At 72.6% G+C, this 26,811-nt stretch carries 29 protein-coding genes; 18 read left to right on the forward strand and 11 right to left on the reverse strand.

Annotation, left to right across the window (positions count from 1 at the left end):
• Positions 1 to 23: 23 nt before the first annotated feature.
• Positions 24 to 632, forward strand: coding sequence for a VOC family protein (locus ACZ7CH_RS12695; protein ID WP_470373905.1), 609 nt, complete (start codon positions 24 to 26; stop codon positions 630 to 632).
• 18 nt (positions 633 to 650) lie between these two features.
• Here the strand turns inward: ACZ7CH_RS12695 and ACZ7CH_RS12700 are convergent, their stop codons facing one another.
• Positions 651 to 1,115, reverse strand: coding sequence for a PPOX class F420-dependent oxidoreductase (locus tag ACZ7CH_RS12700; RefSeq protein WP_470374186.1), 465 nt, complete (start codon positions 1,113 to 1,115; stop codon positions 651 to 653).
• A 10-nt stretch (positions 1,116 to 1,125) separates the two neighbouring features.
• Between ACZ7CH_RS12700 and ACZ7CH_RS12705 the strand changes: the two genes are divergently transcribed.
• A complete protein-coding gene (locus ACZ7CH_RS12705) occupies positions 1,126 to 1,968 on the forward strand; it encodes an alpha/beta fold hydrolase (RefSeq protein ID WP_470373906.1) in 843 nt (280 codons plus the stop codon).
• 19 nt (positions 1,969 to 1,987) lie between these two features.
• Here the strand turns inward: ACZ7CH_RS12705 and ACZ7CH_RS12710 are convergent, their stop codons facing one another.
• On the reverse strand, positions 1,988 to 3,193 hold the full coding sequence (locus ACZ7CH_RS12710; protein ID WP_360396702.1) for a GGDEF domain-containing protein: 1,206 nt from the start codon (positions 3,191 to 3,193) through the stop codon (positions 1,988 to 1,990).
• A gap of 176 nt (positions 3,194 to 3,369) precedes the next feature.
• Here ACZ7CH_RS12710 and ACZ7CH_RS12715 point away from each other — a divergent pair, with 176 nt between their 5' ends.
• A complete protein-coding gene (locus ACZ7CH_RS12715) occupies positions 3,370 to 3,555 on the forward strand; it encodes a hypothetical protein (protein ID WP_360396704.1) in 186 nt (61 codons plus the stop codon).
• A 67-nt stretch (positions 3,556 to 3,622) separates the two neighbouring features.
• Here ACZ7CH_RS12715 and ACZ7CH_RS12720 read toward each other — a convergent pair whose 3' ends face one another.
• Positions 3,623 to 4,825 carry an MFS transporter gene (locus ACZ7CH_RS12720; protein WP_458432226.1) on the reverse strand — a complete coding sequence of 401 codons (1,203 nt, stop codon included), beginning with the start codon at positions 4,823 to 4,825 and terminating at the stop codon, positions 3,623 to 3,625.
• A gap of 207 nt (positions 4,826 to 5,032) precedes the next feature.
• Entirely contained in the window at positions 5,033 to 6,553 is a 1,521-nt protein-coding gene (locus ACZ7CH_RS12725; RefSeq protein ID WP_470373907.1) for a carboxylesterase/lipase family protein, read from the reverse strand.
• Positions 6,554 to 6,685: 132 nt separating this feature from the next.
• Here ACZ7CH_RS12725 and ACZ7CH_RS12730 point away from each other — a divergent pair, with 132 nt between their 5' ends.
• The 3 genes from ACZ7CH_RS12730 to ACZ7CH_RS12740 are packed head-to-tail and all read left to right on the forward strand — an operon-like array spanning position 6,686 to position 9,625.
• Positions 6,686 to 7,342: an HAD family hydrolase gene (locus tag ACZ7CH_RS12730; protein WP_360396710.1), complete on the forward strand. Its 657-nt coding sequence runs from the start codon at positions 6,686 to 6,688 to the stop codon at positions 7,340 to 7,342.
• A 47-nt stretch (positions 7,343 to 7,389) separates the two neighbouring features.
• On the forward strand, positions 7,390 to 8,412 hold the full coding sequence (locus tag ACZ7CH_RS12735) for a phosphotransferase family protein (protein WP_360396886.1): 1,023 nt from the start codon (positions 7,390 to 7,392) through the stop codon (positions 8,410 to 8,412).
• Position 8,413: 1 nt separating this feature from the next.
• On the forward strand, positions 8,414 to 9,625 hold the full coding sequence (locus ACZ7CH_RS12740) for an acyl-CoA dehydrogenase family protein (RefSeq protein WP_470373908.1): 1,212 nt from the start codon (positions 8,414 to 8,416) through the stop codon (positions 9,623 to 9,625).
• Here the strand turns inward: ACZ7CH_RS12740 and ACZ7CH_RS12745 are convergent.
• From ACZ7CH_RS12745 to ACZ7CH_RS12755, 3 genes are all read right to left on the reverse strand, one after another.
• Complete coding sequence (locus ACZ7CH_RS12745; RefSeq protein ID WP_470373909.1) at positions 9,622 to 10,032, reverse strand: VOC family protein; 411 nt, start codon at positions 10,030 to 10,032, stop codon at positions 9,622 to 9,624. The genes ACZ7CH_RS12740 and ACZ7CH_RS12745 overlap by 4 nt on opposite strands.
• Before the next feature lie 67 nt (positions 10,033 to 10,099).
• Positions 10,100 to 10,813, reverse strand: coding sequence for a poly-gamma-glutamate hydrolase family protein (locus tag ACZ7CH_RS12750; RefSeq protein WP_360396716.1), 714 nt, complete (start codon positions 10,811 to 10,813; stop codon positions 10,100 to 10,102).
• A gap of 91 nt (positions 10,814 to 10,904) precedes the next feature.
• Positions 10,905 to 11,336, reverse strand: coding sequence for an Hsp20/alpha crystallin family protein (locus ACZ7CH_RS12755; protein ID WP_360396717.1), 432 nt, complete (start codon positions 11,334 to 11,336; stop codon positions 10,905 to 10,907).
• Positions 11,337 to 11,437: 101 nt separating this feature from the next.
• On the opposite strand from ACZ7CH_RS12755, the gene ACZ7CH_RS12760 reads away from it, so the two are divergent.
• Positions 11,438 to 11,983 carry an HSP18 transcriptional regulator gene (locus ACZ7CH_RS12760; protein WP_470369289.1) on the forward strand — a complete coding sequence of 182 codons (546 nt, stop codon included), beginning with the start codon at positions 11,438 to 11,440 and terminating at the stop codon, positions 11,981 to 11,983.
• A 100-nt stretch (positions 11,984 to 12,083) separates the two neighbouring features.
• On the opposite strand, the gene ACZ7CH_RS12765 is transcribed toward ACZ7CH_RS12760, so the two are convergent.
• Both ACZ7CH_RS12765 and ACZ7CH_RS12770 read right to left on the reverse strand, forming a co-directional pair.
• Positions 12,084 to 12,932: a S66 peptidase family protein gene (locus ACZ7CH_RS12765; RefSeq protein WP_470373910.1), complete on the reverse strand. Its 849-nt coding sequence runs from the start codon at positions 12,930 to 12,932 to the stop codon at positions 12,084 to 12,086.
• Between the two features lie 19 nt (positions 12,933 to 12,951).
• Positions 12,952 to 14,844, reverse strand: coding sequence for a prolyl oligopeptidase family serine peptidase (locus ACZ7CH_RS12770; RefSeq protein WP_470369287.1), 1,893 nt, complete (start codon positions 14,842 to 14,844; stop codon positions 12,952 to 12,954).
• 78 nt (positions 14,845 to 14,922) lie between these two features.
• On the opposite strand from ACZ7CH_RS12770, the gene ACZ7CH_RS12775 reads away from it, so the two are divergent.
• From ACZ7CH_RS12775 to ACZ7CH_RS12825, 11 genes are all read left to right on the forward strand, one after another.
• Positions 14,923 to 15,489: a DUF3090 domain-containing protein gene (locus ACZ7CH_RS12775; RefSeq protein WP_360394440.1), complete on the forward strand. Its 567-nt coding sequence runs from the start codon at positions 14,923 to 14,925 to the stop codon at positions 15,487 to 15,489.
• Position 15,490: 1 nt separating this feature from the next.
• Positions 15,491 to 16,279, forward strand: coding sequence for an SCO1664 family protein (locus tag ACZ7CH_RS12780; RefSeq protein WP_360394443.1), 789 nt, complete (start codon positions 15,491 to 15,493; stop codon positions 16,277 to 16,279).
• A 22-nt stretch (positions 16,280 to 16,301) separates the two neighbouring features.
• On the forward strand, positions 16,302 to 17,327 hold the full coding sequence (locus tag ACZ7CH_RS12785) for a S66 family peptidase (RefSeq protein WP_458432233.1): 1,026 nt from the start codon (positions 16,302 to 16,304) through the stop codon (positions 17,325 to 17,327).
• Positions 17,328 to 17,459: 132 nt separating this feature from the next.
• On the forward strand, positions 17,460 to 18,161 hold the full coding sequence (locus ACZ7CH_RS12790; RefSeq protein ID WP_470373911.1) for an aminoglycoside phosphotransferase family protein: 702 nt from the start codon (positions 17,460 to 17,462) through the stop codon (positions 18,159 to 18,161).
• A gap of 9 nt (positions 18,162 to 18,170) precedes the next feature.
• Positions 18,171 to 18,977 carry a DUF3097 domain-containing protein gene (locus ACZ7CH_RS12795; protein ID WP_470373912.1) on the forward strand — a complete coding sequence of 269 codons (807 nt, stop codon included), beginning with the start codon at positions 18,171 to 18,173 and terminating at the stop codon, positions 18,975 to 18,977.
• Between the two features lie 204 nt (positions 18,978 to 19,181).
• Entirely contained in the window at positions 19,182 to 19,607 is a 426-nt protein-coding gene (locus tag ACZ7CH_RS12800; protein ID WP_360394452.1) for an NfeD family protein, read from the forward strand.
• A 65-nt stretch (positions 19,608 to 19,672) separates the two neighbouring features.
• Positions 19,673 to 20,869, forward strand: coding sequence for an SPFH domain-containing protein (locus ACZ7CH_RS12805; RefSeq protein WP_458434399.1), 1,197 nt, complete (start codon positions 19,673 to 19,675; stop codon positions 20,867 to 20,869).
• Between the two features lie 185 nt (positions 20,870 to 21,054).
• On the forward strand, positions 21,055 to 21,477 hold the full coding sequence (locus ACZ7CH_RS12810; protein ID WP_360394457.1) for a YciI family protein: 423 nt from the start codon (positions 21,055 to 21,057) through the stop codon (positions 21,475 to 21,477).
• Positions 21,478 to 21,506: 29 nt separating this feature from the next.
• Positions 21,507 to 22,784: an RNA polymerase sigma factor gene (locus ACZ7CH_RS12815; RefSeq protein ID WP_470373913.1), complete on the forward strand. Its 1,278-nt coding sequence runs from the start codon at positions 21,507 to 21,509 to the stop codon at positions 22,782 to 22,784.
• Positions 22,785 to 22,840: 56 nt separating this feature from the next.
• A complete protein-coding gene (locus ACZ7CH_RS12820) occupies positions 22,841 to 23,602 on the forward strand; it encodes a hypothetical protein (RefSeq protein ID WP_470369280.1) in 762 nt (253 codons plus the stop codon).
• 101 nt (positions 23,603 to 23,703) lie between these two features.
• Positions 23,704 to 24,783, forward strand: a complete 1,080-nt coding sequence (locus ACZ7CH_RS12825; RefSeq protein WP_458432237.1) for a hypothetical protein — start codon at positions 23,704 to 23,706, stop codon at positions 24,781 to 24,783.
• A 5-nt stretch (positions 24,784 to 24,788) separates the two neighbouring features.
• Here the strand turns inward: ACZ7CH_RS12825 and ACZ7CH_RS12830 are convergent, their stop codons facing one another.
• Both ACZ7CH_RS12830 and ACZ7CH_RS12835 read right to left on the reverse strand, forming a co-directional pair.
• Positions 24,789 to 26,222, reverse strand: a complete 1,434-nt coding sequence (locus ACZ7CH_RS12830; protein ID WP_470373914.1) for an amidase — start codon at positions 26,220 to 26,222, stop codon at positions 24,789 to 24,791.
• A gap of 85 nt (positions 26,223 to 26,307) precedes the next feature.
• The gene (locus tag ACZ7CH_RS12835) at positions 26,308 to 26,808 is read right to left on the reverse strand and encodes a CGNR zinc finger domain-containing protein (RefSeq protein WP_470373915.1); all 501 of its coding nucleotides are present in this window, start codon (positions 26,806 to 26,808) and stop codon (positions 26,308 to 26,310) included.
• Positions 26,809 to 26,811 lie beyond the last annotated feature (3 nt).

The raw sequence follows: 26,811 nt of genomic DNA on the forward strand, positions 1-26,811 counted from the left end.
CTTGTGGTCTGCGTCGTCTTGAGTTGGGTGTTGCCGAGCCCGAGGTGTCGGTGGACTTCTTCGCCGGTGTGCTGGGGTGGACGGTGATCGCGGAGCCGGGTGGTTCGTTCTCGGGCTGGGTCGGTGACCGGTTGGCTGCGCGGGTGGCGGTGGGGGAGTCGGGCTGGCGCGTGGTGTTCGGTGACGACGGGGCGCGGGAGCTGAGGGACGGGTCCTGTGTGGACGTGGGCCGGGTGTTGCACGGTCCGTGGGCGCCGGCGCCGCGTGCGGGGGAGCCCTGCTGGGTGGAGCTGATGGTGGAGCGGCCCGACGACGCGTTCTGGGCCGGGGCGCTGGGGTGGGACGTGGAGGCGAGGTCGGAGGACTTCGCGGTGTTCCTGGCGGCGCGGCAGGGTGATCGGCGTGCGGTGGCGGGCCGGTTGCGGACGGGGCGGGCGCCGGGGTGGATGACGTACTTCGCCGTGGACAGCGTGGAGGACGCGTGTGCGCGGGTGTCCGAGTTGGACGGTCGGGTGCTGCTGGGGCCGACGACCGTGCCGACCGGACTGGTCGCGTCGATCTCGGGGCCGCACGGTGGTGCGTGTGCGGTGCTGGAGCGGCCCCGCGGCTGGGGCGGTGCCTGGGCGGTCTGAGCCCGGTCCGCGCGGTGCTCAGGCGTCGAGCTCGGGTGGGAAGCCGCCGGTGGCGATGGGGCCCCAGGTGTCGATGGTGATGCGGAGGAGGGCCTTGCCCTGGCGGAGCATGGCGGCGCGGTACTCGTCCCAGTCGGGGTGTTCGCCCGCGATGCAGCGGTAGTACTCGACGAAGTCGTCGAGGGCGTGCGGCAGGTCGAGGACCTCGGCGGTGCCGTCGACCTGGACGTAGGGGCCGTCCCAGTCGTCGGAGAGCACGCAGAGGGTGACGGCGGGGTTGCGGCGGGCGTTGCGGACCTTGGCGCGTTGCGGGTAGGTCGCGATGACGATGCGGCCGCTGGTGTCGACGCCGCAGGAGACGGGGGAGACCTGCACGCCGCCGGTGCTGGAGCGGTGGGTGATGAGGACGCCGTGGTGGCGCGTGCGGAGGAACTCGAGCAGCTGCGGCCGGTCGACGAGGTCGGTCGTGGCGATCTTCGGCATGATGTGCAGCATGGCACGGTTCACCTCGTTCGACGGTACTCGGCTCGCCTACCGGGAGGTGGGGGAGGGTGCTCCCCTGCTGGTGCTGGCGGGTGGTCCCGGCAGGGCGTCGGAGTACCTGGAGACGCTGGGCGGGCTGGACCGGCACCGCAGGCTGGTGGTGCTGGACAACCGGGGTACCGGTGAGTCCGACGAGCCGGTGGAGGCGTTCACCTACCGGCGGGACGTGCTGGTGCGGGACGTGGAGGTGCTGCGCAGGCACCTGGGGCTGGAGCGGGTCGACGTGCTGGGGCACTCGGCGGGTGCGGGGATCGCCATGGGGTACGCGGCGGACTTCCCGGACCGGGTGGGCCGGTTGGTGCTGCTCACGCCGGCGTTGCGGTCGGTGGGGCTGTCGCCGGAGCAGAGCGACTGGGACACCTTCCTCGCCGCTCGCGCCGATCAGCCGTGGTTCGCGGCGGCGCAGGAGGCGCTGGAGCGCAGCGCGGCCGGTGACGACTCGGTGGAGAACCGGGTGGCGGCGTCCCCGTTGCTGTACGCGCGGTGGGACGAGCGGGCGCGGGCGCACGCGGCCGCGGAGCTGGGGCAGTGGAAGTACCCGGTGGCGCTGGGCTACAACGCCGAGGGCGCGTTCGTGCCGGGGGTGCTGCGGCGGGCGTTGGTGGAGTTCGACCACCCGGTGCTGGTGTACGCGTGCGGTGAGGACCCGATCTCGCCGGTGCGGCGGTGCCGGGAGCTGGCGGAGCTGTTCCCGGACGCGGTGCTGACCGTGCACGAGGGTGTGGGGCACTACCCGTGGGTGGAGGAGCCGGACGAGGTGTCGGCGCGGATCGCGGCGTTCCTGGACGCGTGAGGGTTCGCCTGGGGGCCGGTCAGAACGCGGGTGCGGTGGCCACGCGGTCGCGGCCGGAGTTCTTGGCCCGGTAGAGCGCTTCGTCGGCGGCGAGCAGCAGTGGGCTGAGCTCGGTCGCGGTGTCGGGGAACACCGCCGCGCCCACGGAGGCGGTCAGGCCGGTGATGACGCGGGGTTCGCCGCTGCGGTCGACGGCGGGGACCTCGAGGCGGGCGATGTCGAAGCGGATGCGTTCGGCGGTGGCGCGGACCTCGTCGGTGCCGACGCCGGGCAGCAGGACGGCGAACTCCTCGCCGCCGAAGCGGCCGACGAGGTCGTAGGAGCGCACGGCGTGGCGGACGGAGTCGGCGATGGCGCGCAGGACCCGGTCGCCCGCGAGGTGGCCGTAGGTGTCGTTGATGACCTTGAAGTGGTCGATGTCGAGGATGAGGACGCCGACGGTGGAGGTCAGGCGGCGGGCGCGGGCGAGCTCGCGTTCGGCGACGTCGTGCCAGAAGGTGGCGTCGACCAGGCCGGTCTTGGAGTCGGTGCGGGCGGCGACGCGGAACTGCGGCAGCAGCAGGCCCATGTGCAGGGCCAGGACGGTGAGCAGCAGGATCGGCGTGAGCCAGGGCCGTGCGGTGGCGATGATGGCGACGCCGGAGCCGAGGCCGACGGAGGCGGTGACGATGAGGACGTCGGAGGCGTGGCCGAGCGCGGTCTTCACCGGGTTGGCCGGGTTGGTCATGATGATGGCGCCCACGACCAGGGCGTAGTTGACGAACCAGTAGAGGAACCCGGCCACCGCGAGGGCGATCAGCCCACGTGGACCGTCCAGATCAGACGGAGCTGACGCCGAGAACATGTGCAGCACCCATTGCGCTGCGGCACATCCAAGTATGACAGTGGCGGCGGAGAACAGCTTCCGGTACAGGACCGCCCGGCGTTTGTAGACCCGCAGCCACGCGTGCAGGTAGATGGTCACGACCAGCAGGACGACCAGTGGCATCGGGAGTACGAGCACGCCCGCGAACTGCCACACCGACTGCATCTGCGCGTGCGGGGCACCCTCCACGGAGATCTCGCGGATGCGTTCGATGCCGCGCGCCGCTTCCAGGTGGACCAGGGCGGCGACGGCGAGTGCCGCGAACCACGTCCACGAGCGCGCCTCGACAGGGGTAAGCCGTGCGGTTGCGAGCGTGACGAGTGCCGCCGTCACGGAGATCGTCACGACGTAGGTCAGCACGACAGGAGGAAGAGACCATAGCTTCCACCGGCGCGGGTCGAGCCAAGGCACGCTGCCACCCCCACCGAAAACCATCAGGAACCAACCACTGTAGCCACCGGGTCACGCCAAGTCGTGGCTCCATGTGGGGGACCTCACCCTGAGTAGTCCTCGCGTTCTCGCGCACCATTCACCCCTTGCAACTCCCGCATTCCCACAAGGAGACGGTCATCATGATGAACACCGCGCTGTCCACCGACTGGACCTTCGCCGCGTCGACGGACTGGACCTTCCGGTCCTCCACCGACTGGACGTTCACGTCGACGGACTGGACGTTCGCCTCGACCGACTGGACCTTCGCGTCCACCGACTGGACCGTCTGACCACCTGGGACGCAGTGGGAGAGGGGTGCGCCGGCCGGTGTGGACGGCCGGCACCCCGCTCTCTCGTTCACGGCGTGCCGCGGGCAGGCGCTGCCACCGCCTGCCGCCACGACCAGCCCGCCGCGCACGCCGCGAGCACGCCCGCGAGGCCCGCGGCGGCGATGACCTGGTGCGCCGCCCACCGTTCGGCCAGCAGCCCGGCCAGGCCGACCCCGACGCCCTGCGACACCCGCAGTGCGGTGACGGCGAGCCCGAAGGCCTGCCCGCGGGCGGCGTCGGGCACCTCGCGCACGAACGTGGTGTTCGCGAGCAGCTGGTAGGCGCTCGCGACCCCGGACAGTGCGATCAGCGCCAATGACCAGCCCAGTCCCGGTCGCAGCAGCACGGGCAGCAGCACCGCGCAGGAGGCGACCGCCAGCCACGGCATGGCGGCGAGCTGCCGGTGGTGCGGGATGCGCGCGACCACGGCCATGCCGGCGACGGCACCGGCGGCGTGCGCGGCGAGGATCAGCCCCACCGCCGACGCGCCCGCTCCCAGCTGTGCCGCGTAGGGAGCGGCCAGTGCCTCGGCGACGATGTAGAACCCGGACACGCAGGCCAGTGCGACCAGGGCCCGCAGCCGGCGGGCCCGCCAGACCAGCCGTGCGCCGCCCAGCAGGTCCGAGGACCAGGCCCGCACGTGCGGGTGCTCCGGGACCGCACGGCGCAGCACGTGGGCGCTGACCAGCAGGGCGGAGACGGCGAAGGTCACCGAGTCGGCCACCAGCACCGGACCGGGCCCCCACCACGCCACCAGCGCGCCGCCGGCGACGAACCCCAGCACCTGCGCGGCCTGGGTGACGGTGCTCAGCGCCGCCATCCCCAGCGGGTAGCGCTCATCGGGCAGCACGTGCGGCAGCAGCGCCGCCCGCGCCGCACCGTGCGGGGCCCCGGCGAGCTGCACCAGCACCAGCACGGCCGCCAGCACCCACAGCGGCAGCCCCGGTACGGCCATGACCAGCAGCAGCACCGCCCGCACCAGGTCGGCGGCCACCATCACGTCCCGGCGCGCGAACCGGTCGGCCAGCCCGGACAGCAGCGGCCCGCCCACCAGGTCGGGCAGGAACGTCAACGCGTAGGTCAGCGCCGTCAGCCCCGCGCTCGCCGTGCGGTCGTAGACGTGCACCGCCAGCGCGACCCGCGCGAACTGGTCCCCGGCCACCGACACCACGTGCGCGGCGAAGAGGGCGCGGAACTCACCGTCACGGGCAAGATCGCGGTAGCCGGGCATGGGCTACAGGATGGCCGACCCGGCCGCGTGCCGGGTGATCACCGGCGAAATCCGCTGTCCGGGTTGCCCCACCTGCCGTCACCGCGCCGCCGAACGCGACGACCCCCGCGGCAGGCACATGCAAATTGCACGCCCACGGCCGCCCCGGCCCTTCCGGTGACGCAGCGTCACCAGCAGGGCCGGGGCGGGCCGCGCCCGTTCCCGGTCTCAGAGCTGGGCCCAGAACCCGCACCGGTGGTCGCGGGCGAAGTCGGTGGGGCCGATGGCACCCGGAGCCAGCGACTGCACCGCGGCCCGCCAGCCGGGGTCGCCGGTGCGAGCGAACCGGCCCCACGCCGTGATCATGTAGTCCGACACCTCGCGTTGGGCCGGGGTGAGCACCACGCCGGGGAAGTCGAACAGCATCAGCAGCTCGGAGGCGTGGTAGGCCCTGTACCCACCGGGGAACGGCGGCAGGTCCGGGAACAGCAGCGGCACGCCCGCGTCCGCGAACTCGTAGCCCGACACCCGCTGGTGGCGGCCCAGCTCCCGGCGCGCGTCGGCCACCGTGCACGCCCACGACTGGTCGGTCATCAGCCGGGCCAGCTCGTCGCGCACGTCGCCGTTGCCGTCGGCGGGGTAGCGGGCCAGCACCCGGTCCACGTCCTCGGCCGCGTACAGCCCGGCCAGCGCCTGCCGGTAGGCCGCGGTCGGGATGGGCTGCGGGAAGAGCAACGCCGCGAACAGCGTCGCCTCGTCGTGCGTGGAGCCCACCAGGGTGGGCACGTGGTGCATCCGGCCCGTGCGCTGCGCCACCACCGGGTCGACCGGCAGCACCGCCGTGCCGTGCGCGGGGGTGCCGAACGCGGTGTGCACACCGAGCAGCGCGGTCACCGGCAACGCCCGCAGGCACGCCACGTCCGCGCACCCCAGCCCCGCGGCGGCCTGCGCGCCGGTCTGCTCGACCGCCGCCCGCTCGCGCCACAGCGTCGAGAACACCCCCGGCTGCCCGCCCGGTGTCGTCAGCCCGCACGGACCGGACTGGATGATCGCCTTGTCGAACAACCCCGCCGCCCGCGGCGATGCCAGCAGCGCACACACGCTCAACCCACCGGCGGACTCGCCGAACACCGTCACGTTGCCCGCGTCGCCGCCGAAGGCCCGCGCGTTGCGCTGCACCCACCGCAGCGCCGCCTGCTGGTCGGCCAGCCCGAACGCACCCGACCCGGCGAGGCCGGGCAGCCCGAAGAACCCGAACACCCCGAGCCGGTAGTTCACCGTCACCACGACCGCGCCGGTGCGGGTCGCGAGCCGGCGCGCGTCGTAGTCCGACGCCGCCCCCGCGGTGAACCCGCCGCCGTGGACCCACACCATCACCGGTCGCGGCCGTGCCGGGCCGGTGGGTGCGGTGACGTTGAGGTACAGGCAGTCCTCGGTCTGCGAGCCCGGCTGGCCCAGCTGCGGCAGCTGCGCGCACTTCGGGCTCGGCACCGTCGCGTCCCGCACCCCGCGCCACGCCGCGGCCGGCTGCGGGTCGCGCCACCGGTTCGCGCCCACCGGCGGCGCCGCGAACGGGATGGCGCCGAACGTCCGGTACCCCTCGGCCACCGTCCCGGCCACCAGGCCCTTGTCGGTGCGCACCACCCGGCCAGTCCCTGCATCGGCGGCCGCCGGGGCCGTCACCACCGCCGTGGCGAGCACCGCGGTCAGCGTCGCGGTCAGCACGGACCTCATCGGCTTGCGTCTCATGGAACCCCCTCAGTCCGCCACCGAACGTAGCGAGGCCGCCACGGGGCCGATACCGCCGGAGGTCGCCGTCCCCGTCATCCGAAGGCGGTCGCCCGGTTGCCGACATACCGACCGGTCGGTACCCTCCGGTCCGTGGGTGACACGACACTTCCCGACAGCCCGTCGGTCGACGCGCTGGTCTTCGACTGGGGCGGGGTCATGACCGTCTCCGTACCCGAGTTCGTCGGTCAGTGGATGCACGCCGAGGCCGTGGACCGCGACGTCTACGGCCGCATCATGCGCGACTGGCTGGGCCGGGAGGCCCGTCCCGGCAACCCGGTGCACCTGCTGGAGACCGGCGAGCTGACCGTGGCGGAGTTCGAACGGCTGCTGGCCGCCGAGCTCATCACCACCGGCGGCGACCCGATCCCCGGCAAGGGGCTGCTGCGGCGCATGTTCGGCGGCGCCACCCCCGACCCGGCGATGGTCGAGCTGGTCCGCAAGGCCCGCGCCGCCGGCCTGCACACCGCGCTGCTGTCCAACAGCTGGGGCGAGGGCTACCCCGCAGACCTGCTCGTCGAGCTGTTCGAGACCGTCGTCATCAGCGGCCGCGTCGGCCTGCGCAAACCCGACCGGCGCATCTACCACCACACCCTGGAGCAGATCGGCGTGCCCGCCGGGCGTGCCGTGTTCTTCGACGACGCGCCCGTCAACGTCGAGGCCGCCCAGGCGATCGGCATGCACGCCTTCCGCCACACCACCGCCGATGCCACCCGCGCCCACCTCGCCACCCTCGGAGTGACCCTGTGAGTGAACCCGTGACCGACCGCCCTGCCCCGGACCAGCCCGGCTCGGAGCTGCCTGGCTCGGAGTTGCCCGGCCTCGACCTGCGTGCCCTGGCCACCCACCTGGGCACGGGCCCGCTCACCGGTGAGCTGTTCCGCGGCGGCCGTTCCAACCTCACCTACCGCGTCGGCGACGGCACCCGCACCTGGGTCCTGCGCCGCCCGCCGCTGGGTCACGTGCTGGCCACCGCCCACGACATGGCCCGCGAGTTCCGCGTCATCTCCGCCCTGGCCGGCACCGCGGTGCCCGTGCCCGGCACCCACCGGCTCGTGGAGGACCCGTCGGTCATCGGCGCGCCCTTCTACCTGATGGACGAGATGCCCGGTGCCGCCCTGCGCGAACGCTCCCAGTGCCCGTGGCTGACCCCCGAGGACGCCCGCGCGTTGTCGCAGCGCCTCGTCGACGTGCTCGCCGACCTGCACGCGGTCGACCCCGCCTCGGTGGGCCTGGCCGGCTTCGGCCGCCCCGACGGGTTCCTCACCCGCCAGGTCACCCGCTGGGGCAAGCAGCTCGACGCCTCCCGCAGCCGCGACCTGCCCGGCATCGACGAGCTGCGCGACAAGCTCGCCGCCACCGTCCCCGCCTCCGGGCGCGCGACGATCATCCACGGCGACTACCGCCTCGACAACGCGCTGGTCACCCGCGACCCGCTCGCCATCAGCGCCGTCCTGGACTGGGAGATGGCCACCCTCGGCGACCCGCTGGCCGACCTCGGCCTGCTCTACGTCTACTGGGCAGGCCTGGGCGCGGACCCCGGCAAGGGCGCCGACCCCATCACCGGTGGCGTCACGTCCCTGCCGGGTTTCCTCACCGCCGACGAGCTCGTCGCCCGCTACACCGCCCGCACCGGCACCGACACCTCCGGCCTGGGCTGGTACATCGCCTTCGGCTACTTCAAGCTCGCCGTCATCGTCGAGGGCATCCACTTCCGCTTCGCCAGCGGCAAGACCGTCGGCGCGGGCTTCGACAAGCTCGGCGCCTTCACCGTCCCCCTCGTCCGCCAAGGACTCGCCGCCGCCCACAAGGAGCTCTGACATGGACTTCGCCTACGACGCCAAGACCGAGGAACTGCGCACCCGGCTCCTCGCGTTCATGGACTCCCACGTCTACCCCGCCGAGGCCGTGCTGGAGCAGCAGCTGCACGACGCCGAGGACCCGTGGCAGCGCCAGCCGGTCCTGGAGGAGCTCAAGGCCGAGGCCCGCCGCCAGGGCCTGTGGAACCTCTTCCTGCCCGACCCCGAGCACGGCGGCGGCCTGACGAACCTGCAGTACGCGCCGCTCGCCGAGATCACCGGCCGCAGCCCCCACCTCGCCCCCGAGGCCCTCAACTGCGCCGCCCCGGACACCGGCAACATGGAAGTGCTCGCCATGTTCGGCACCGACGAGCAGAAGAAGCAGTGGCTGCAGCCGCTGCTCGACGGCGAGATCCGCTCCGCGTTCTGCATGACCGAACCCGACGTGGCCTCCTCCGACGCCACCAACATCGCCACCCGCATCGAACGCGACGGCGACGACTACGTCGTCAACGGCACCAAGTGGTGGTCGTCGGGGGCGATGAACCCCAACTGCGCGATCTTCATCGTCATGGGCAAGACCGACCCCGACGCCGAACGCCACCGCCAGCAGGCCATGATCCTCGTCCCGCGCGACACCCCCGGCGTCACCGTCAAGCGCGCCCTGCACGTCTTCGGCTACGGCGACCACGCACACGGCGGCCACGCCGAGATCGAGTTCACCGACGTCCGCGTGCCGGCGGCGAACCTGATCGCGGGGGAGGGCGAGGGCTTCGCCATCGCGCAGGCCCGCCTGGGCCCCGGCCGCATCCACCACTGCATGCGCCTGATCGGCATGGCCGAACGCGCCCTCGAGCTGATGTGCCGCCGCGCCGTGTCCCGCGTCGCGTTCGGCCGTCCCATCGCCGCCCAGGGCGTGCTGCAGGAGTGGATCGCCGAGTCCCGCGTCCGCATCGAACAGGCCCGCCTGCTCGTGCTCAAGACCGCGTGGCTCATGGACACCGTGGGCAACAAGGGCGCCCACACCGAGATCCAGTCGATCAAGATCGGCGTCCCTGCCATGGCTGAATGGGTCATCGACAAGGCCATCCAGGCCCACGGTGGCGGTGGTGTCAGCCAGGACTTCCCGCTCGCGGAGCTGTGGGCGGCCACCCGCACGCTGCGCCTGGCCGACGGCCCCGACGAGGTCCACCGCATGTCGCTGGCCAAGCGGGAGCTCAAGAAGTACCTCTAGGACACGACCACCGGGCCGGGCCGCCACCGCCGTGGCGACCCGGCCCCGTGATGCTCAGGTGAACAGGCAGAACGGGTGCCGTCCGGGTCGAACAGCACCCGCACGCCGGGCTGCGGCTGCACCGGGGCCAGCACCGCCCCGCACGCCGGCGCGTGCCCGGTGGCCGCCTCCAGGTCCTCCACCTCGATGTCGAGGTGCTGCGTCGCGTTCTGCCCCGAGCGCGTGCTCGGCCACACCGGCGGCGTGAACTCGCGCTCCAGCTCGAAGTTCACCGCAAGCCCGTCCGGCGTGCGCACCAGCGCCCACCGCGGTTCCGCCTCCGCCACGTCCGCGCCCAGCAGCCGCGCGTAGAACTCCGCCAGCTCCCGCGGCCGCGCACAGCCGACCGTGACCGAGGTGAGCCGCATGCCGTGAACCTCCCGTGTCGCCTCCACCGGCAGGCGGCACCCGCCGCGGCCGGGTACCCGACACCGGTCAGTTGTTCAAGGCCTCGCGGGCCGCGAGAGCCGCGCGGCAGGCGTGCACGAAGTCCCAGAACACCTCGGTCGTGGTGTGCCGGCGGTCGGAGCGGGAGTTCTCGGCGAACATGGCGCCGCGCAGGGGAGTGGTGAGCTCCAGCTGCCCGCCCCGGCGCGACCGGGTGCGGTTGGCGATGTTCGCCCGGTCGCCGCCACCGAGGATCGGGTGGTCGGCGGCGTCGACCGTGTGGAACCCGGCGCGGCGCAACCGGGTCAGCAGCTCCGCGCGCAGCAGGGCGTCGCGGCCGCCGACCAGCACCGCCCGGTCGTGGTCCTCCAGGCCCGCCGCCGCCGCGGTGCACCCGTGCAGGCCCAGTGCGTGCGCCGCACCCGACACCAGCGTGCGCGCCACCCGGTCGTCGCAGTGCGACGAGGTCACGTGCAGCTCGTCGTTGGCGACCGAGCGCAGGCCCTCGAACATCCAGTAGTCGTGGGTCTGCCCGATGGGCACCCGCGTCGAGGGGTGGTAGCCGGCGATCGCGAGGCACAGCTCGGACGTGCCGACCTCGATGCCGCCGCCGTGCGGGGCGAGGACGACCGACTGCGTGCGGGGACGGTGCCGCTTGAAACGGCGCCGGTAGTCCACCCGTTCCACCAGTCGGGGATCGGCGTAGAGGTCGGTGTTGGACGCGTAGACGTCCAATGCCGCCCATTGGGGCTGGGGTCTCATGGCGGGCGGAAGCCTACCCGGGATCACCCGGTCGGCCGCCGCCCGCCGTGTGAATCATCACGCGCGGTGAGTCGTCACGCGCTGGGAACGGTCACGCGTCGATCTGCTTCGGGGACTCGTCACCCGAGGTGATCGCGATCTTGCGGGGCTTGGCGCGCTCGGCGATCGGGATCCGCAGCGTCAGCACACCCGCCTCGTAGCCCGCGTCGATGTGGTCGGTGTCGAGCGTGTCGCCCAGGAACAGCTGCCGCGAGAACACGCCCAGCGGCCGCTCCGAGACCTGCATCTCGACGTCCTTGCCGACCGGCCTGCGCTCGGCCTTGACCGTCAGCACGTTGCGCTCGACGTCGAGCTCGATCGCGTCCGGCGAGACACCCGGCAGGTCGAAGCACACGACGAACCGGTCACCGTCGCGGTAGGCGTCCATCGGCATGGCCGAGGGCCGCGACCACGTGCCCTGTCCGCCGAACACCTGCTGCGTCAGCCGGTCGAGCTCGCGGAACGGGTCAGTGCGCATCAACATCTGACACCTCCTGTCACCTCGTGGACTGTCAATGCGCTGCACCACTGTTGTAGCATGTCGTCGAGACGATGACAAGCCACCGATGTCATCAGGAGGACGACATGCCGAGTGACTACGAGACGGTCCGCGCGACCGCTGCCCGGCCGGGCAGCGCCACCGAGGTCCTGTCAGCCCTGATGCTGCTGCGCCGGCTGCGCGACGAGCTCTCCGACTACGAGCCGCAGCTCATCGAGGCCGCCCGCTCCCTGGGCACCAGCTGGGCCGACCTCGCCCCCGCGCTCGGTGTCGCCAGCCGCCAGGCCGCCGAACGCCGCTACCTGCGCGTGCGCCGCACCGATGACACCGGCACCGGCGACGAGCGCGTGCAGGCCGAACGCGACCGCCGCGCCGGTGACAAGGCCGTCACCGCCTGGGCGCGCGAGAACGCCGCCGTCCTGCGGGTGCTCGCCGCCCAGGTCGGCCCGCACGACGCGGGCGTGCAGGACGCCCTCGGCCACACCGACGCCGCCCAGCTCCTCGAACCGCTGACCCAGGCCGGTCCCGGCCTGCGCGACGGCCACCCCGGCCTCGCCGACCAGATCAGCGCCATCGGCCGGCAGACCGACCGGCTGCGCCTCGACGCCCAGCAGCGCCGCACCGCCCTCTGATCACCCACACGAGCCCCACCCGCCACATCCGAGGGCACGCGGGGACCTTTCGTACCCCTGGAGGGAACGAAAGGTCCCCGCGTGCCCTGAACAGACGGGGTCAGAGGAGGCGGAGTGTTGTGGCGGCGGCGTCGAGTTCCGCCGCCACGCCCAGAGGCAACGTCCACTGCCCGGCGCAGTGCCCGAACCCGAAGTCGCCCAGCACCGGCACCCCCAGCGGCACGAGCCGGTCCAGCAGCACCGCCGACGGGTCACCGCACCCGGTCCACGACCCCAGCACGATCCCCGACACCGGCTCGAACCACCCGGCCCGCAGCAGCTGCGTCAGGATCCGGTCCAGCCGGTAGGGCTCCTCACCGACGTCCTCCAGCAACGCGATGGCCCCCGGCTCGGGCACCGACCACCGCGGCCCGCCCACCGACGCCGCCAGCAGCGCCGCGTTCCCGCCCACCAGCACCCCGCGGGCGGTACCGGGCACCACGGGCGTTCCCGCGGTCCACGACGACACGCCCTCGAACAGGAACCGCCGCAGCCGCTCCTGCGCCACCGGGTCCTCGACGAAGTCCCGCGTGCCCGGCATCGGCCCGAACACCGTCGGCTGCCCGGCCGCGTTGAGCTCGGCGTGCAGCACCGTCACGTCCGAGGAGCCCACGAACACCCGCGGCGGCAGTGACCGCCACGGCACCAGGTCCGTCATCCGCAGGCACCCGTACCCGCCGCGCACGCAGAACACCGCCGCCACGTCCGAGCACCACGCGTCCACGAACTCCGCCGCCCGGTCGGCGTCGGAACCGGCCAGGTACGGCAACGACCACGCGTCCACCACAGGTGTGGTGACCGTCAGCCCCCACGACCGCAGCACCGCCACACCCGCGGCGACCAGCGGCGCGAGAGCCGGGCCGGCCGGTGACACCAGCGCGACCCGGTCCCCGCGCTTCAGAACGCTCACGAACGCACCGCGCGCAGGGTCACGAACGCAGGTCCAGCACCGGCACACCCGGCGGCGTGAACCCGAACACCTGCCCGTAGAACGACAGCTCCGCCTCCAGGGCGGCCTTGATGTTCTCGGCCTTGCGGAACCCGTGCTGCTCGCCCTCGAAGGTGAGGTAGGCGTGCGGGATGCCCGACCCGTCCAGGTCCGCGGCGAACCGGTCGGCCTGCTCGGGCGGGCAGATCTCGTCCTCCAGGCCCTGCAGCAGCAGCACCGGACCGGACACCGACCGCGCCTTGTTCGACGGCGACCGGTCCCGGTAGCGGTCAGCGGCCTCGGGCAGCGTGCCCACCAGGCCCTCGACGTAGCGGGACTCGAAGTCGTGGGTCTCCCCGCCCTCCGAAGTCCAGCCCGCCAGGTCGAGGATCGGGAACGCCACCATGCCGCACCGGTAGACGTCGGTGGAGGTCAGCGACGCCGCCGAGGTCCAGCCACCGGCCGAGCCACCGCGGATGGCCAGCCGCTGCGGGTCCGCCGTGCCCTCCTTCGCCAGCTCCTGGGCCACGAAGGCGCAGTCCTGCACGTCCACGACACCCCACTGCTCGCGCAGCCGTTCCCGGAACGCCCGGCCGTAGCCGGTCGAGCCGCCGTAGTTCACCGCCACCACGCCGATACCGCGGCTGGTGAGGTAGGCGATGTCGGAGTCGAGCTTGGGCAGCGCCCGCCCGGTCGGCCCGCCGTGCACGTGCACCACGTACGGCGGCAGCTCACCCTCGGGAGCGGCGAAGTCGGGGTTGGTCGGCGGGTAGACGTAGGCGGGGACCTCCCCGAACACCCGCTCCACCGGCACCGGCAGGTACGCGGCCTGCGCCGGTTCCTCACCGCCGGTCAGGTAGGTCAGCTCGCCGTTGGACAGGTCCAGCCGCACGACGTTGAACTCCGAGGTCGGCCCGGCCGCCCCGTCGATCACCACGCCGTCGCGCACCGACAGGTCCGCCGCCCACATCGGCAGGTCGGTCTCCACGTCGGTGACCGTGCCGCTGCGCTCGTCGAGCACCGCCAGGTGACCCGAGCGCACCACCAGGTAGCGGCCCGGCGCCAGGGTGGCGAACCAGCGGTTGCCCAGCCGCCACATCGGCCCGCCCAGCTCCTCCGCGCACTCGGCCAGGTTCGTGCGCGAGCCGTCCAGCCCGACGCGGAACAGGTTCCACCAGCCGTGCGGGTCGGTCAGCGCCAGCAGCGAGTCGCCCTCCCACTCGAACTGGCACACCGCCTCGGTCGTCGACCCGGTGAGCACCCGGTGACCGGGTTCGCCGATGTCGGCCACGCACAGCTCGGAGCCGTCCCACGGCATCTGCGGGTGGTCCCAGCCGATCCACGCGAACTTCGTGCCGTCGGGGCTGATCTTCGGGCCGGTCATGAAGTGGTGCGACGACCCCAGCACCCGCACCTCACCCGACGGTGTGATCGCCACCAGGTCGCGGCGCACGTCGGTGCGCGCGTCCCCGGTGATCGACTCGCGCACGCACCACACCTCGCCGTCCGGTCCCGCGGACAGGTCGGCGTAGCGCAGCCCGTGGTGGCGCTGCGGTTCCGGCGTCAACGGCGCCGGCGGCACCTGCGGGGTGTCCGGGTTGAACACGTAGACGCGCTGGTCGGCCCAGTGCGTGAACGCCACCCGGTCCTCGGCGAGCACCACGAACGGCCGCCCGCCGTACTCGTGCACCCGGTTGCGGGCGTTCCACGGCGCGGGCAGCACCTCCACCCCGTCGCGCACCAGAGCGACCCGGCCACCCTCGGCCGGCCTGCTCTCGGCCCACCACACCTGCTCACCGTGCAGGTCGGCCCACTGGAACCCACCACCCGGCTTGGAGGTGTCGCCGGCGCTGATCGGCGAGGTCCACGTCCCGTACGAAGCGATCTTCACCACAACCCGACCCTATACGCGGAGTGTTTGGTGGGGGAGGACCTGCCGACGATCTCCGCGTGGCCTAGGGTCGTAGGTGCCATGGCTCGCGTCATTCACGTATTCCGCGCACCCGACCGGTTCATCGCAGGAACCGTCGGGCAGCCCGGCGACCGCATCTTCTACCTGCAGGCCTCCGAGCAGAGCAGGTTGATCAGCGTCGCGCTGGAGAAGCAGCAGGTCCAGGTCCTCGCCGAACGCATCGGCTCGCTCCTGGAGGAGGTGCATCGCCGCTTCGGCACCGAGGTGCCCGACGACGCGCCACCCGACGACGTCGACACCGAACCCCTCGACGTGCCCGTCGAGGAGGAGTTCCGCGTCGGCACCATGGGACTGGGCTGGGACGCCGAGTCCAAGGCCGTCGTGATCGAGCTGCTCGCGATCTCCGAGGAGGAGGTCGACGAGGCGGTGGTGCTCGACGACACCGAGGAGGGCCCCGACGCCGTGCGGGTGTTCCTCTCACCCGGTGCCGCCCGCGCCTTCGCCGCCCGCGCCGACCGCGTCGTCAACGCCGGCCGCAAACCCTGCCCGCTGTGCGCCGAACCGCTCGACCCCGACGGCCACATCTGCCCGCGCCAGAACGGCTACCGCCGCACCGAGGAAGACTGACGTGGACACCGCCGCGGCCATCGAGTTGCTGACTCACGGCCGCATCGAGGTCGAGGGCAGGCTCGTCGACGCCTCCAACGCGACGCTGTTCTGCAAGATCTCCCACAACGGGCTCGACGCGCAGTGCGTGTACAAGCCGGTGCGCGGCGAACGGCCGCTGTGGGACTTCCCCGACGGCACCCTCGCCGGCCGCGAGGTCGCCACCTACCTGATCTCGGCGGCCTCCGGTGTCGGCGTGGTGCCGCCCACGGTGCTGCGTCCCGGCCCGTTCGGCTCGGGCATGGTGCAGCTGTGGGTGGACACCCGCGAGGAGGACGAGCTCGTCGACATCGTCGGCGTCGACGACGTGAAACCGGGCTGGATCCCCGTCTTCCACGCCCACGACCGCTTCGGCGACCCGGCCGTGCTCGTGCACGCCGACCACCCCCGCGTCCAGCTGATGTCCGCGTTCGACGTGGTGGTGAACAACGCCGACCGCAAGGGCGGCCACGTCCTGCACGCCGTGGACGGCGGGGTGTTCGGCGTCGACCACGGCATCTGCCTGCACGTCGAACCCAAGCTGCGCACCGTGCTGTGGGGCTGGGCCCGCGAACCGCTGCCCGAGCCGGTGCTGGAGGCCATGCGCCGCCTCAGGTCCGCGCTCGAGGGCGATCTGGGCGAACAGCTGCACGACCACCTCACCCGCGCCGAGGTCCGCGCGGTCTCCGAACGCACCGACAAGCTGCTCGCCGACGGCGTGTTCCCCGAACCGTCGGGCGACTGGCCGGCAATTCCGTGGCCCGCGTTCTGACGCACGGTTAGCGTCCGGGGTTGTGATCACCCCGCCCAAGCCCGTGCCCGGTGACCGCGTCGCGGTCGTCTCCCCCTCCGCGGGCCTGCCCGGGCTGTTCCCGCTGCCCTACGAGCTCGGCCTGCGGCGGTTGCGCGAGCTGGGCCTGGAACCCGTGGAGTACCCGGCCACCCGCAAGATGGGCGCGAGTCCGCGTGAGCGCGCCGCGGACCTGCACGCCGCGTTCGCCGACCCGGACGTCAAGGCCGTGATCGCGAGCATCGGCGGCGACAGCCAGATCGAAGTCCTGCCGCACCTGGACGTCGAGCTGGTCACCGCCAACCCCAAGCCGTTCGTCGGGTTCAGCGACAACACGAACCTGCTGGTCTGGCTCGCCAACCGCGGCATCGTCGGCTACCACGGCGCCACCGTCATGACCGAGCTCGGCCGTCCCGGTGCCCTGCACCCGGCCACCCGTGACTCGCTGCACGCCGCCCTGTTCACCACCGGCGAGTACGCACTGCCGCAGTCCACCGCCTACGGCGACGTGAACAAACCCTGGGACGACCCCGCCACGTTCGACGCCGAACCCGAGCTGCGGCCCGCTGCCGGCTGGCAGTGGCACCACGGCGACCGCGTCGTGGAGGGCCAGGCGTGGGGTGGCTGCCTGGAGGTCCTGTCGTGGCTGCTGATGGCCGACCGCGAGATCAAGCCGCCCGAGCACTACGAGGGCAAGGTCCTGTTCTTCGAGACCTCCGAGGAGATGCCGCCCGCCACCGAGGTGTTCTACGTGCTGCGCGCGATGGGCGAACGCGGCCTGCTGGCCCGGTTCGCCGCCGTCCTCGTCGGCCGCGCCCGCGCCTGGTCGTTCACCAAGCCCGGCACCGACCGGGCCGCTTACACCGCAGACCAGCGCGAGGCCGTGCTGCGGGCGTTCGCGCGGTACGCGCCGGGCACGCCGATCGTGTTCGACGTCGACCTCGGCCACACCGACCCGCAGCTGGTGGTCCCGGTCGGCGGCCGGGTGCGGGTGGACGGCCCGAACCGCACGATCACCGTCACCTACTGACCCGCACAACCTCACCTCCCCGCACCGATCTGCCCCCGGTAGCGACCGGAAAACGACCGGAAACCGGGGTGAATCCGGCCTCCGGGGCGAAACAGACCCGGCGTTCTGGCCCGAGTCGCTAGCGTGAAGCGGGTGATCGACGACCCCGCCAGAGCCCGCCTGGTCCGCCGTTTCGGAGACTCCGTCACCACCTGGCTCGACGCCCTGCCCGACCTGGTCGCCACCCTCTCCGCCCGCTGGGGCCTCACCGTCGTCGAGCCGATGCCCGGCGGCACCGGTGTCACGTTCCGGTGCACGAACGCGGTGCTCAAGCTGACCCCCGAGCACGACATCGCCGCGCACGAGGCCAAGGCGCTCACCGCGTGGGCCGACACACCCGCGGCGGTGGACCTGCTCGACACCGACCTCGCCCGCGGCGCCCTGCTGCTGGAGCTGCTGCACCCCGGCACCGAGGCCACCGTCCCGGCGCGGGTGGTGCCGGTGCTGCACCAGGCCGACCCGAAGGGGTTCCCGCCGCTGCGCGCCCGCGTGGACTTCCTGTTCGAGACGTTGCTGCCGCGCCGCACCGGCACCTACTACGCCACCGAGCACGCCAAGGCCCGCCGGCTCGCCACCGACAACACCCCGGTGGTGCTGCTGCACGGCGACATGCACCCCGGCAACGTCCTGCAGAGCGCGCGCGGGCCGGTGGCGATCGACCCACGGGCGTGCGTGGGTGACCCGGCGGTGGACTGGCTGGACTTCGTGCACGGCGGGTACGACCTGCACGGCGCCGACGTGGACCTCGACCGCGTGCACGAGTGGCTCACCGCCTTCAAACCGTTCTACGGCTAGGGTCTGCGGGTGCGTTCTCACGACTACGGCCGCGATGTCCTGTCCACCCCGAAGCGCAAGAAGGTCCGCGAGGTCGCGGCCGAACCCGGTCTCGTCGTCGAGGACCCCGCCAGCGGCTTCTGCGGCGCGGTCGTGAAGTTCGAGCACGGCAACGTCGTGCTGGAGGACCGCCACGGCCGCCACCGGCTGTTCCCGCTCACGCCCGCCGGGTTCCTCGTCGACGGGCAGCCCGTCACGCTCGTGCGGCCCGTGGCCGTGCCGCAGAAGGCGCGCATCAGCGCCTCCGGTTCGGTGAAGGTCGAGGGGCTGCGGGCGCGGACGGCCAAGGCCAGCCGCATCTGGGTCGAGGGCAAGCACGACGCCGAGCTCGTCGAACGCGTCTGGGGCCACGACCTGCGCGTCGAGGGCATCGTCGTGGAACCCCTCGACGGCGTCGACGACCTGCCCGCCCGCATCGCCGAGTTCGGCACCGCGGCGCACCGCCGCCTGGGCGTGCTGGTGGACCACCTCGTCGCCGGGTCGAAGGAGCAGCGCATCGTCGATCAGGTCCGCGACGACAACGTGCTGGTCACCGGCCACCCCTACGTCGACATCTGGCAGGCCGTGAAACCCGCCGCCGTGAAGATCGAGGCGTGGCCGGTGGTGCCCAGGCACATCCCGTGGAAGGAAGGGGTGTGCGCGCAGCTGGGGTGGGGTGAGACCTGGGAGGGCTGGCAGCGGGTGCTCGGCGCGGTCAGCAGCTACCGCGACGTCGAGTCCGACCTGCTCGGCGCCGTGGAGCGGCTCATCGACTTCGTCACCGTTCCCCGGGACTGACCCGCCTGTAGCGGGCGACGAGCACACCCGTGCCGGTGGTGGTGCTGCCGGTGAGCGCGAACCGGGTCAGCGGCGCCGGCCCCTCCCTCACACGAACGGCGGCCGCAGGTGTCGACGCCGCAGGATGATCGGTTTTGTCACGGTCGGGGGCGCAGCGCGCTGAAGTTCAGCCGGTCGGGCGGCCCGTGGTGTATGTATGGGCGCATGGCCGCGCTGATCTGGCTGATCGTCGGGATCCTGCTCGTCGTCGCCGAGGTTCTCTCCGGTGACTTCGTGCTGGTGATGCTCGGCGCCGCCGCGCTGGCCGCGGCGGGGGTGACCGCGCTGGGTGCTGGTGACCTGGTGAGCGTCCTCGTCTTCGCCGCGTCCTCGGTGGGTCTGATCGCCGGTGCCCGGCCGCTGCTCAAGAGGCGGCTGCAGCTGGGTTCCAGCGTGAGGATGCACCACGAGGCGCTGCTGGGCAGCAAGGCCGTCGCGGTGTCCGAGGTGGACGAGCACGGCGGGCAGGTCAAGATCGGCGGCGACACCTGGAGCGCGCGCACCCTCGACGGGTCCGTGATCGCGGCAGGCGAGGCCGTCACCGTAGTCGAGATCTCGGGAGCGACGGCCGTGGTGATCGCCGCGGTCTGACCGCCGCGCTGCGATCACGCGACCGGCCGTCGGAGCCCAGAAGGATGTGAACCGAGTTGGACCCGATCACCGGCGTGGTCGCGGCCGTCATCGCCCTGTTCGTGTTGATCGTCGCCGTGAAATCGGTGCTGGTCATCCCGCAGGCGCAGGCCGCCGTCATCGAACGTCTGGGCCGCTACCGCAACACCGCCGCGCCCGGCCTGAACATCATCGTGCCGTTCATCGACAAGGTGCGGGCCCGCATCGACCTGCGCGAGCAGGTCGTGTCGTTCCCGCCGCAGCCGGTGATCACCCAGGACAACCTGACGGTGTCGATCGACACGGTCGTGTACTTCCAGGTCACCGAGCCGCGCAGCGCCGTCTACGAGATCTCCAACTACATCGTCGGTGTCGAGCAGCTCACGATCACGACGCTGCGCAACCTCGTCGGTGGCATGAGCCTGGAGGAGACGCTGACCTCCCGCGACCACATCAACGGTCAGCTGCGCGGGGTGCTCGACGAGGCCACCGGCCGCTGGGGCCTGCGGGTGGCGCGGGTGGAGCTGAAGTCCATCGACCCGCCGCCGTCGATCCAGGACTCGATGGAGAAGCAGATGCGCGCCGACCGCGAGAAGCGCGCCATGATCCTCAACGCCGAAGGCCAGCGCGAGTCGTCCATCAAGACCGCCGAGGGCCAGAAGCAGTCGCAGATCCTCGCCGCCGAGGGCGCCAAGCAGGCCGCGATCCTCACCGCGGAGGCCGAGCGGCAGTCCGCGATCCTGCGCGCGCAGGGTGAACGCGCCGCCCGCTACCTGCAGGCGCAGGGCCAGGCGAAGGCGATCGAGAAGGTCTTCGCCGCCATCAAGGACGGCCGTCCCACCCCGGAGGTGCTGGCGTACCAGTACCTGCAGACGTTGCCGCAGATGGCGCAGGGCGACGCGAACAAGGTGTGGATGATCCCGTCGGACTACGGCAAGGCCCTCGAGGGGTTCGCCCGCATGCTCGGCGCACCCGGTGAGGACGGTGTGTTCCGCTACGAGCCGCCCGCCGACACCGGTGAGCGGCCGAAGCCGGAGCAGGACGACCCGTCGGTCGCCGACTGGTTCGACACCAAGCCCGACCCGAAGGTCGCCGAGGCCGTCGCCGCCGCGGAGGCGGTGGCCCGCAAGGAGGTGCCCAGTCCGCTGAGCGCACCGCCGCGGTCCGTGGGCGGCGCGGCGGCGTTCCCGGAGCTGGAGGCCGAGCAGCCGCGTTCCCTGCACCAGCCCGACGAGCAGGCCTGAGCACAAGACACGACGAGGAACGGCCCGCCCCTGCCACCGGGGGCGGGCCGTTCGCCGTCGTGAGCTGCGGAAACAAGAAAGTTCGGAAAATCTGCGGGCCGGGTGTCGATCCCGGCACCGGCCCGTTCGACCTGGGCGTGAAAGGGTCCACACCGGACCCACCCGAACCCCCTGGGGAGATCGTCATGAAGTTCATGCTCATCTGGCGCGTCGAGTCCGACGAGGCGTGGAGCAACCTGGGCGAGATCGACTTCGACCAGATGATCGAGACCGTCGGCCGCTTCAACGAGGAGCTCATCGAGGCCGGTGTGCTGATCGCCGCCGAGGGCCTCGCACCCGCGGAGGAGGGTGTGGTCGTCGACTTCTCCTCCGAGCCGCCGGTGGTCACCGACGGCCCCTACGGGGAGACCAAGGAGCTGTTCAACGGCTTCTACCTGATCCGGGTGGACTCCATCGAGGAGGCCGTCGAGTGGGCCAAGCGCACCCCGATGACCGCCGCCGGGTTCAAGACCGAGATCCGCCGCGTGTCCGAGATCCACGAGTTCCCCCAGGACAACGAGTGGATCAAGAAGGAGCGGGCCTGGCGCGAGTCCACCGGCCAGCTCTGAGCACACGCGTCTGATCTATTTTGGGCGCCATGAGCGACCCCACCGGCCGCAAGGCCGTCGCCGCGGTGTGGCGCATCGACTCCGCACGGATCGTCGGTGCGCTCACCCGCTACACCGGTGACTTCGCCCTGGCCGAGGACCTCGCGCAGGAGGCGCTGGCCGAGGCGCTGGTGACGTGGCCGCGCGAGGGCGTGCCGGCCAATCCGGCGGGGTGGTTGCTCACCGTCGGGCGGCGCCGGGCGATCGACGCGTTCCGCCGGCGCAGCACCCGTGACGAGAAGTACGCCGCCCTCGCCCACCACCTGCCCGAGGGCGGCGCGCTGACCGGTGCCACCGAACCCGGCCCGGCCCCCGGCGACGTGCTGTGGGACCCCGACCAGATCGATGACGACACCTTGGCGCTGGTGTTCACCTCGTGCCACCCGGTGCTGTCGCGGGAGGCCGCCGTCGCGATGACGTTGCGCGTGATCGGCGGTCTGAGCAGCGACGAGATCGCGCGGGCGTTCCTGGTGCCGACCGCGACGGTGCAGGCGCGCATCACGCGGGCGAAGAAGACGCTGGGCGCGGCGAACGTGCCGTTCGAGGTGCCGCCCGCCGCCGAGCGCCCGAAGCGCCTCGCGCAGGTGCTCAGCGTGATCTACCTGATCTTCACCGAGGGTTCGTCGGCCAGCTCCGGTGACGAGGTGATGCGCCTGGACCTGGCCGGTGAGGCGCAGCGCATGGCCCGCATCCTGGCGCGGCTGATGCCGGGGGAACCCGAGGTGCACAGCCTGCTGGCGTTGCTGGAACTCACGGCCGCCCGCTTCCCGGCCCGCCGCGGCCCCGACGGGGAGACGGTGCTGCTGGAGGACCAGGACCGCTGCCGCTGGGACCGCTCGGCCATCACCCGCGGCCGCGCCGCCCTGGCGAAGGCCGCCGACGCGGGCCGCGGCTACGGCTACTACGGGCTGCAGGCCGCGATCGCCGAGTGCCACGCCTTGGCGCCCTCGGTCGAGCAGACCGACTGGAACCGCATCGTCGTCCTGTACGAGGCGCTGGGCCGGCTCGCGCCCTCACCGGTGGTGGACCTCAACCGCGCGGTGGCGGTGTCGATGGCGCGGGGGCCGGAGGCGGCGCTGCCGATCGTGGACGCGCTGGCCGGGTCGGAGGCGTTTCGCGACTCCCACCAGCTGCCGGGGGTGCGGGGGGAGTTGCTGCGGCGGTTGGGGCGGGTGGACGAGGCCCGTGCCGAGCTTGAGCGCGCGTTGGTCCTGTGCGGCAACGAGCGTGAGCGGGCGGTGCTGACCCGCAAGCTCGCCTCCCTCTGACCTCGCCTGGCCGTACTCGTCTGACACGAGGTGGGTGGGTGCCGTAGGTTCGGCCGGTGCAGCAGGTCCGGTTCGTCCTCAACGGGCGCCCCTACGAGTTGTCCCGAGCGCACGTGGAAACACGCCTGTCCGGCGTGGTGCCGGAACCTGTGCACAAGCACGCTGTCCTGGTCGACGGCATCTGGTTCCCGGTCGTGCAGGCGTTCGAGGCGGCGGTCGGCGTTCCGCGATCGGAGTTCATCTCGCACACCGCTCGGCGCCACTTCGTCGCCCTCGGCTTCGAGATGCGCGGGGAGATCACCCTGCGCGACGCTCACGCCGGTGCCGCGGCCGGAGACCGGACGAGCTCCGCGCGCCGGGAGGCGCCTGCTGTCAGCGCGGTCGAGGAATGGCACTCCGAGGTCAACGCGCAGGCAGCCGTGGTGGCCGCACTGGTGGCGGCAGGGTGGAGGATCCGCTCGGTGGCGAACACGGTCACGAAGGAACACGGCGTCGATGTCATCGCCGACCGCGCGTCGATCACCGTCGGTGTCGAGGTCAAGGGCTATCCAAGCCGCGGCTACGCCGACCCGGCCCGCGCGGGCGAGATCAAACCGACCCCTCCGGGCACCCAGGCCGGTCATTGGTTCGCCCAGGCCGTCCTCGCGGCCATGCGCCTGCGCGGCCGTGAGCCTTCGTGGCGCAGTGTCGTGGCGCTGCCGGACTTCCCGCGCTATCGGCGGCTGCACGACGAGGTCGCGGGTTCGCTCCGGGCCGCGCAGATCGAGGTCTGGTGGGTGCTCGAGGACGGCGCGGTGCCTGCCGTGACCGGCGGCTGACTCGACCCCGCGTGCCGTCACGACCACGAGCGGTGAACAGCAGGGTTCCGTTAGGGCGACATCGGTAGCACTCGGTCGAGTGACGAGTGTTTGATGTTGTGATGAACTCGCTGCCCGCCGCCGTGGCTTCCGCGCTCGCCGAGGCCGGTGGTGAGGACGACGCCGATTGGCCGGCGCGCTGGCAGGAGCTCACCGCCGTGTCGGTGGAGCTGCAGTCGTTGCTGCTCACCGATCCCGGGCCGGAGCTGGTGGCGCTGGTCGAGCAGATCGTCACGCAGCTCGCCGACGGGGTCGCGGGCAGCCGAAGACACCGGGTGGAGCTGGCGGAGCTGACCCACCGGGTGCTCGACATCCACGCCCGCGCGTGCGCGGTGAGCACGCCTGACCCGGTGCGGCTCGCCGACTGGCTGCTGGACCTGCAGCTGGAGCACCCGGAGGCGCCCGAGGTCGCGCTGGCGCCGTACGCGGGGGCGCTGGACGACGAGGGGCTGGCGCACTACCGCGAGCGGGCGGTCGCGTTGTTCGAGCCGTTGCCGGTGGTGGGGTTCGGGGAGACCGGCCGCTACGACCGGGCCCGGTGGGCGTTGCTGCGGGTGATGGAGGAGCTGGCCGAGTACACCGACGACGTGGACCTGCAGCTGCTGGTGCTGTCCAAGGACCTGTCCTCGGGGTGGCACTACCTGCAGGTCGCCACGGTGCTGCGCGACGCGGGCCGCGCCGATGAAGCGCTGGAGTGGATCGACCGGGGGTTGCGCGCGACCGGTGGGCGGGGTGCGGCGTTGCGGTTGATCGACCTGGCGGTGGAGGAGCACCTGCGCCGGGCGGCACCGCACCGGGCGGTTGCGGTGTGCCGGGAGGCGTTCCTGGTGCGGCCCAACCTGGAGATCTACCTCAAGGCCCGTGCGCTGGTGGTGCACACCGACGAGTGGCCGCCGTTGCGCGCGGAGCTGGTGGAGCACCTGGTGCGTGACGGTGGCCGGTTGGCGATCGAGGTGTACCGGCGCATCGTCGAGGTCGAGCTGGCGCGGCGCGGGGTGCAGGAGCAGGAGGTGGTCGTGGGGTGGTTGCGGCAGCTGCGCGGTCTGCAGCCGGACGCGTTCGCCGACTACCTGGAGCACATCAAGTCACGGCACGTCGCCGACCGGGAGCTGCTCGACGAGCTGTCGCGCCGCGGCCTCTGACCAGTTCACCTCCGGACAGTCCGCACTCGTGCTGCGTGGTCGAGGCCGGAAGGGGTCCGGTCCGCCCACGGCCGGACGCGTTCGAGCTGGGCGGAGAGCGAGAGCAGGGTGCACTCGTCGTGCTGGCGGCCCACGAGCTGCACCGCGAGCGGCAGTCCCGCGGCGCTGCGGCCAGCGGGGACGCACGCGGCCGGGTTGCCCACGATGTTCCACAACGGCAGGAACGTCGTGTAGCGGGCGGCGGCCAGCAGAGCCGCGACGACGGTGGTGCGGTTCCACTCGCCCACGCGGATCGGCGGCCGGGTCAGCGCCGGGGTCAGCAGCACGTCGACCCGGCCGAAGACGCGGTTCGCGTGCGCCGTGAGCGCCGCGTCCTGGCTGCGTGACCAGCGCACGAGCGCCCGCGGCAGGCGCCGGCCGAGGTCGGCGGCGGCGCGGGTGCGCGGTTCGAGCAGGTCCGGCAGCTCCACCTCGGTGCGGGCGAGGTGGGCGTTGTGCAGGTAGCGCAGCGCGAAGCGGGTGGAGGCCGACAGGTCCTTCATCGGCGGGTCGAGCCGCACGACGTCGTGGCCCAGGTCGGTCAGCAGGGCGGCGGTGTCCTGCACGGCGTCGCGGACCTCGTCGTCGATGCCGATGCCCGGTCCCCACGGCCGCAGCGACACCCCGATGCGCAACCGGCCGGGGTCGGTGCGGGCGGCGTCGGTGAACGTGGTGCGCGACGGGTGGGCGACGTGCGCGTCGCCGGGCACGGGGCCGTGGATCTGATCGGCGACCAGTGCCCAGTCCTCGACCGTGCGGGTGATCGGCCCGGCCACCACGAGCCCACCCCACGCCTGGGGCTGCGGGGCGAGGGAGACGCGGCCGCGCTGGGGCTTGAGCCCGAACAGGCCGGTCACCGCCGCCGGGATGCGGATGGACCCGGCGCCGTCGGTGCCGATCGCCGCCGCGGCCAGTCCCGCCGCGACCGCGACCGCCGATCCGCCGCTGGACCCACCGGGGGAGTGCGTCAGCGACCACGGGTTGCGCGTGGGCCCGGCCCAGCCGCTCTCGGTGTGGGGCCACAGCCCCAGCTCCGGCATCCTGGTGCGGCCGATGACCACCGCGCCGGCGGCGCGCAGCCGGGCCACGACCGCGGAGTCGGCCGGCTGCGGGGTGCGTGCGGCGTTGGTGCCCCCGGTGGTGGGCAGACCGGCGACCGCGAGGTCCTCCTTGACCGCGATCGGCACACCGCGCAGCGGCAGGTCGGCATCGCAGCGGTCGGCGGCGTCGGCTTCGGCCAGCGCCTGCTCGGCGAACACGACCCGGAACGCCCGCAGCACCGGGTCGAGCCGTTCGATGCGCTCCAGGTGCCGCCGCACCAGCTCACGCGAGGTCACCTCGCCCGCTCTGATCGCCGCGGCCTGCCCGGCGACACCGGCGAACACCAGCTCCTCGGTCATGGCCCGACCCTAACGTGATCACCCGGACCGCAGTACCGGTATGAGAGTCCGCGGTCCTCGTCACCGGCTGAGCCGGCCGGGGGAGTCAGGCGGGCCGGCGGCTGCGGTGGTTGGCGACGTTGACGCGGTTGGCGCACCTGGTGGAGCAGAACCGGCGGCGGCCGTTGCGGCTGGTGTCGACGTAGACGGTGTCGCAGCCGTCGCGGTCGCACCAGCCGATGCGCCCGGCGTCCTCGCAGAACAGCGCCGCCATCCCCGCCGCGGTGTAGGCCTTGAGCCGCACGTCGGTCGGCGCGTCCTCGCGTGCGTAGTGCAGGTGCGGCGCGCGGCCGTCGTGGGTGGAGATGTAGTGCGTGGTCGAGGACCGGGCGAGCAGGTCGTTGAGCAGGTCGACGCCCGGTTCGCGGAAGACCTGCCGCAGCCGCTCGACCCAGTTCCGCACGTCACGTTCCTGGCGTGCGTCCAGCGAGCCCAGCGGCCTGTAGTCCGAGGCTTTCAGCACGTCGAGCAGGGGTGTGGCGGGGTCGGCGTTGACCAGGGTCGCGGCGAGCTCGGCGGCCGCCCCGCCGTAAGGGTTGAAATGCACTAG

The organism is Lentzea sp. NPDC037011, from assembly GCF_055607425.1.